This is a genomic window from Gilliamella sp. Fer4-1 (assembly GCF_001690515.1).
GTDB lineage: Bacteria > Pseudomonadota > Gammaproteobacteria > Enterobacterales > Orbaceae > Gilliamella > Gilliamella apicola_C.
This window is the reverse complement of sequence record NZ_LZGZ01000030.1, coordinates 1-4,291: the sequence shown is the minus strand read 5'-3', so window position 1 is coordinate 4,291 and position 4,291 is coordinate 1. Positions and strand designations below refer to the sequence as shown.

Below are 4,291 nucleotides of genomic sequence, written 5' to 3'. Positions count from 1 at the left end.
TGTATCTGACCAAAATTTAGATGATTCTGCGAAATTTTCACCTGAAATTTAACTAAAGATCCTGTATAATCAATATAAACAACAGGATTATAGGATAAATAAAAGGAAAACTATGGAACTTTTTTCAATAATTTTACTCTTGGTGCTAATTGTATCACTTTCTGGTGTCCGTTGTTAAAATGTTGCCAATTCAAATTCCATTACCTTTAATGCAAATATTACTAGGTTGTATATTGGCAGCATTTAATGTTTATGTAGAATTTGATCCAAAATTATTTCTCGTTTTATTTATTCCCCCTTTACTTTTTGCTGACGGACGCAAAACGTCAGTTAAAGATTTTATCTACAATGGTAGAGAAATCATCGGATTAGCTTTAGTTTTAGTTGTCATTTCGATTATTGCATTGGGTTACATTCTTTATTGGATACTACCAAATGTTCAGTTAGCTGCATGCTTAGCCTTAGCTGCTGTGTTATCTCCAACCGATGCTGTAGCATTAAGTGGAATTGTGGGTAAAGGACGAATAGAAAAAGAAAAAATGGAAATTATTGAGGGCGAAGCATTAATGAATGATGCTTCAGGCTTAGTTTCTTTAAATTTTGCTATAGCAATTGCAGCTGGCACATTACAATTTGACTTATTACAAATTAGCGTAACCTTTTTTATCGTCGCCATTGGTGGTTTAGCTATTGGTGTCTTATTTACTTGGCTATATGCACGTATTTTACGTAAAATAAATCAGCTGACTCACAATGATCCAGCTATTCAAATTGTATTACTATTCTTACTTCCATTTGCCGCTTATATCATTGCAGAAGAATTCCACTGCTCAGGTATTTTAGCTGCTGTAAGTGCAGGTATGACAGTAAACCATTCAGGTATGATGCGAAATGCACCGTTAACTGCACGCTTACAATCAGATAGCACATGGTCAATGTTAACTTTTGTGTTTAATGGATTTGTGTTTGTTCTATTAGGTATTCAGCTACCAAGCATTTTAAATAATACTTTTGCAGAAAACCAAATAGATAAATCAATTGAAGTGTGGCAATTATGTTTAATTGTTTTATTTGTCTTTGCAGTGTTAATGGGAACTCGATTTGCTTGGTTATGGGCAATGAAACATATGCCTGCCACGCCTTTTGGAACTAAACGACCACTTGCATTTAGGGCATATTCAACAAGAGATCTTTTAATTTCAACATTTGCTGGTGTTCGAGGTGCTATTACTCTAGCGGGTGTATTAGCAATACCAATAAGTATTAGTGGCCGTTATCAACTTGTTTTTATTGCAGCAGGTATCATTTTAATTTCATTAATTACAGCAGTTATAATATTACCTATCTTATTACGAGGTAGTGTCATTTTAGATAATTCTGAGCAACACAATGAAATTTTAACAGTTAAAGGACATATGGCCGAAGAAGCCATTACTAGTCTTGAAAAAATGCAAAATAATTTATTACAAGAAACATCAGAAACAGGTTTAGATCAAGAAATTATTCATGAAATTGGCTCTCGTGTTATTGGTTCGTTAAGACGGCGAACAGGTCTTAAAGACTTAGAACAAAAAGCACTTGAAGCAGAAAATCTAGAAAGGCGTATGCGTCTAGTAGCAATTGGTGCTGAACGTACAGCTTTACTACAAATGAAAGTTCGTAATGAAGTTAGTGAAGAAGTTTATGAACATTTAAGTACTGATTTAGATATCTATGAAAAAATGATTTCTGGAGATGCCTAAATGATTGGATCAAGAAGTGAAATTTTAAGCAAGATTCATTCACAGTTTGTTAATAAAGCGCCCCATATTTTGGGGCTTACTTTACGACACATTCCTTTTAATATAAAAAAGCAGGCCATAGAGCAATTATTACAGTTACAATTTGAACATTCCCTTGAAGATGGTGATCTCGACTTTTTAGAAAATCGATGGCTTAAAATTCAAGTTACCGATCTTGGCCTTATTTGGTTTGTAAGCCTTATTGACAATAAACTTGTCGTAAGTAGAGAAGAGATTGCTGATGTAAGTTTTATTGGTAATGCTAATGATTTGATTATGATAGCAACCAGACGTCAAGATCCTGATACCCTATTCTTTCAACGACGTTTAATTGTTGAAGGTGATACTGAGCTGGGTCTTTACGTTAAAAATTTAATGGACTCAATTGAATTGGAGTCTATGCCAAAATTATTAAGACTGACACTTGAAAAATTGGCTGATATTATCGAAAGTGCTCCCAAAGACTAAACTAGTATATAAGAAAGATGATTATAATGCATCACAATCGCCAAACCGTTGTGGTGCGAAGTAGCTAGTATAAATCACCTTTCTACTTTCTTCGCTTCACCGAGTCTAAAATTGTAATTCATGTTTTAATCTAGGTTCTAGGATTAAAAACTCAATAAAATCAATAACTTTTCTGACAGTTTTTTTATTATGCTTATTTACGGTTCTTTTCAGATGCATTATAGCCTTGCCCTGAATGTCATGAATTAAGCTTGGTGTTCTTAATGTCTATTTGATTTTATTTCACATTTAAGCCAAGCGTAATGTCTGACATGCTAGTAAAGTCTCAGTATAAATACCTGTTAGTAATTAATGGCGCTTAGTACCGAAATAATCATAGAATGATCCTGCAACTTAGGTTGATCATAGTAAGCACAATGGCTTAAGCCAACAATTACACCGTTCGTAGCAATAGCAATAAAATAATTTTTCTGAAGTTGTTTTAATCAAATTTTACGTGACTTTGTGGCCTTTAAAGTTTTTTCATAATTTCCAACTGACGTTATGATTTTAAGCTAAGTTCGGTAAACATCTGTTTAAGATTAACCTGATGTCTAAAGTTTCCATTCCGCCACATTTTTCTCACCATATACAAAAAGATAAATTACCCCATGCTATATTTACGGCACAGTTCTTTAACAAGAACGCTTGCCTTGGTTTCTTTTAAAATAGATAAAATTTGATGTTCAGTCATTTTTTCATACTTACATCCCCTTTTACTTTTATCATCGAGAATTTTCTACCTTTTTACTGTACTGTTTTAGAAGATAGTTATAATCAGTAGCAAAATTGAAATGCAATTGTCCCTTTTTGTGATATTCTTACGCCTAAACCATCGGTTAGCTCAAACAACCCTGTATAAGGTTTATTTAATATTGATTTGCTATCACTTAACGCCATTTTTTACATTCTGTACACATATAAAAAATAGTTATGTACTCAATCGGTGCGCATTTGCAATGTGAACAAATCAAGACACGTAAATAACTAAAACAAAAATGAACAAATATCAATTTAATTAAATTTAAATAAAAAACGATACTAAGCAAAAACTCACCATGAAAAACAACTTAGAACAGCCAACTTTTTACTTTCATGATTATGAAACATTTGGAATTCATCCAGCATTAGACCGCCCTGCTCAATTTGCTGGAGTTCGTACTGATGCGGATTTTAATATTATTGAAGACCCACTAGTGATATATTGCCGTCAAACACAAGATTATCTACCTAGTCCAGAAGCTGTACTCATCACTGGAATTACACCTCAAAAAGCCAATCAAGAAGGTATTTGTGAAGCAGAATTTACCCGACTAATTCATCACGCTTTTTGCCACCCCAATACCTGTATTTTAGGCTATAACAATATTCGTTTTGACGATGAAGTAACGCGTAATATTTTATATCGCAATTTTTACGATCCCTATTCTTATAGTTGGCAAAATGGTAATTCAAGATGGGATCTTCTTGATGTTGTTCGAGCGTGTTATTCACTAAGACCTGAAGGTATCAACTGGCCGATTAATGATGCGGGATTACCTAGCTTTCGTTTGGAGCATTTAACAAAAGCGAATCATATTGAACATGAGCATGCACATGATGCAATGTCTGATGTGTATGCAACAATTGCCATGGCAAAATTAATAAAAACAAAACAACCTAAACTTTTCAATTACTTTTTTACATTACGCAACAAAAATAAAGTTGCTGAGCTTATTGATGTAATTAATATGAATCCTATTGTTCATATATCGGGCATGCTAGGTAGCCATCGAGGCAATCTATCATTAGTTTGCCCTATTGCTTGGCATCCGTTACAAAATAATGCCGTTATTGTTTGTGATTTAACTGGAGATATTAACTCAATTATTGATTTACCAGCAGAAAAAATTAAAGAAAAACTTTATACAAAAACAGAAGATCTTGAACTTAATGAATCACGAATTCCTTTAAAGTTAATTCATATAAACAAATGCCCTATTGTTGCTCCGTTAAAAACACTA

At 33.2% G+C, this 4,291-nt stretch carries 2 protein-coding genes and 2 pseudogenes; 3 read left to right on the top strand and 1 reads right to left on the bottom strand.

What is annotated here, in order from left to right; genetic code table 11:
* Positions 1-112: 112 nt before the first annotated feature.
* Together A9G30_RS01020 and ubiT are read left to right on the top strand one after the other, a co-directional pair.
* Positions 113-1,742 (top strand): annotated as a pseudogene (locus A9G30_RS01020) (Na+/H+ antiporter).
* Positions 1,743-1,763: 21 nt separating this feature from the next.
* On the top strand, positions 1,764-2,249 hold the full coding sequence (gene ubiT / locus A9G30_RS01015; protein ID WP_065581822.1) for a ubiquinone anaerobic biosynthesis accessory factor UbiT: 486 nt from the start codon (positions 1,764-1,766) through the stop codon (positions 2,247-2,249).
* A gap of 825 nt (positions 2,250-3,074) precedes the next feature.
* Here the strand turns inward: ubiT and A9G30_RS13500 are convergent.
* Positions 3,075-3,188, bottom strand: a pseudogene (locus A9G30_RS13500) (hypothetical protein); the annotation flags it as partial.
* A gap of 158 nt (positions 3,189-3,346) precedes the next feature.
* On the opposite strand from A9G30_RS13500, the gene sbcB reads away from it, so the two are divergent.
* A partial coding sequence (sbcB, locus tag A9G30_RS01010; protein WP_065587776.1) for an exodeoxyribonuclease I occupies positions 3,347-4,291 on the top strand: 945 nt, incomplete at its 3' end.